Origin of the sequence: Pseudomaricurvus alkylphenolicus (assembly GCF_011683955.1) — a bacterium.
Lineage (GTDB): Bacteria > Pseudomonadota > Gammaproteobacteria > Pseudomonadales > Cellvibrionaceae > Pseudomaricurvus > Pseudomaricurvus alkylphenolicus.
In genome coordinates, this window is record NZ_JAAQPI010000057.1 from 1 (window position 1) to 1,691 (window position 1,691).

General features: G+C 50.2%; 2 protein-coding genes. Both read left to right on the forward strand.

Annotated features, from left to right (window positions below; genetic code table 11):
• Nucleotides 1-196: 196 nt before the first annotated feature.
• The gene (locus HBA55_RS37070; protein WP_167001268.1) at nt 197-628 is read left to right on the forward strand and encodes a site-specific integrase; all 432 of its coding nucleotides are present in this window, start codon (nt 197-199) and stop codon (nt 626-628) included.
• A gap of 38 nt (nt 629-666) precedes the next feature.
• Nucleotides 667-1,179: a site-specific integrase gene (locus HBA55_RS37075; RefSeq protein ID WP_167001270.1), complete on the forward strand. Its 513-nt coding sequence runs from the start codon at nt 667-669 to the stop codon at nt 1,177-1,179.
• Nucleotides 1,180-1,691: the final 512 nt, after the last annotated feature.

Sequence of the window (1,691 nt, forward strand, 5' to 3'; positions counted from 1 at the left end):
GCCGGTTCAAGTCCGGCCTCCGGTACCATCACCCTTTTCGGCTAAATCTCTACTTCTCGCAAAGCCCCATTTCACGCGGGTTTCAGCGTAATTTTGGCGTTTCAAAAAACCCAGCTTCCCACTAAAAACCCTATAATATCTGCGACGCGCGCGACAAAATCGCGACAAAAAAGCGACTTTAGAGGGATTTTGAATTATGGCGACTGTACGGAAGCGGGGCGACAAGTGGCAGGTGCAAATCACTTTGAATGGCCACCGCAAAAGTAAAACCTTTCAAACCAAATCACAGGCCAGCGCCTGGGCCAGAGAAACCGAGCAGGAATTGTCATTGCTTGGCGATAACGTGGACCTGCGCGCTACGTTCGATCAGCTACTCAACCGATACGCCAAAGAAATTTCGCCGACTAAAGGTGGGGCCGATTGGGAACAGGGTCGAATCGACAAGTTCCGGGAATTACCGATCGCTGAAAAACGATTGGTCGATCTCAAGCGAGAGGATTTCGAAGACTATATTGAGGACAGGCTCAAAACGGTTCAGTCCTCAACGGTGAATCGCGAGCTGAATCTACTGCGCCACACGATGACGCAAGCTCGTCGTTGGAATCTAATGGAGCACAATTCGGTCTAGATTTGAAGTGCCCCTCGAACCCACCGCATCGTGAGCGCTTGTTCGAACCAGAGGAAATCGAGGCGTTGCTGATTCCGCTTAGCTATAGCGAGGATTGGGCGGTGACCATGCAGTGCCAGCGTGTCGCGGTAGCGCTGTTGTTTGCGTTTGAAACTGCAATGCGCGCGGGAGAGATCTGCTCTATTCGGGCGGCAGATATAGATTTCAAAAAGCGGACCGTGTTTCTGCCGAAAACCAAGAACGGCCACCCCCGAACCGTTCCGCTGTCGACAGAGGCTGTTCGGTTGTTGAAGCGGTTGGAGCCGTTCCCTAACGATGATCCAGTGTTCCGACTTTCTTCGGGTACACTCAGTACGCTCTTTCGTAAAGCCAGGGAACAGGCAGGCCTCGATGACTTGACGTTTCATGATTCACGCCACGAGGGGACGACTCGTTTGGCTCAGAAGTTGGAGGTAATGGATCTGGCTCGTGTTACAGGACACAAAGACATTCGCCAGCTGATGACCTACTACAACAAAAAAGCGCATCACATTGCCGAATTGTTGGATTGAAGCAGTGAATGGCGGGTTTCATTGATGGTGATGGAGCCCGCTACAACTATCGTTTCTTGACCCAGGCTATCACTTCGGATTTTAACCATTTGCTCCCGCAGTTCAGTGGCATAGGAAAACCAGGTTTCTTCGATATTCGATCGATGAACTGCCTGCGTTTCACCCTGAGGTACTCGGCGCAGTCATCAGCGTTCCATATCACGTCTTTATCAAGCGGAGTTTTTCGCAGTTTCTGGACGATTAGATCCGCTAGCTGATCGTAATCAACGGATACATGTAGTTCGCTCGAAGACACGGCTGTGTCGCTGGGGAGGTTCATTCCTAAGCTCCTTATAGACGGATTCAACATATCGGTTCAATAAAGCACTTACAGTGGGGAATAGTGTAGATAAGCGACGAAAAAGTTGAACTGGAAGCTACTACAGAGGGAGTAGAGATTACTCTTTCTTTTCCGAACGACGGGGAGACCATTATTTTTATTTGAAGGCTAGTTCCTCGGTGCCACTGTAACC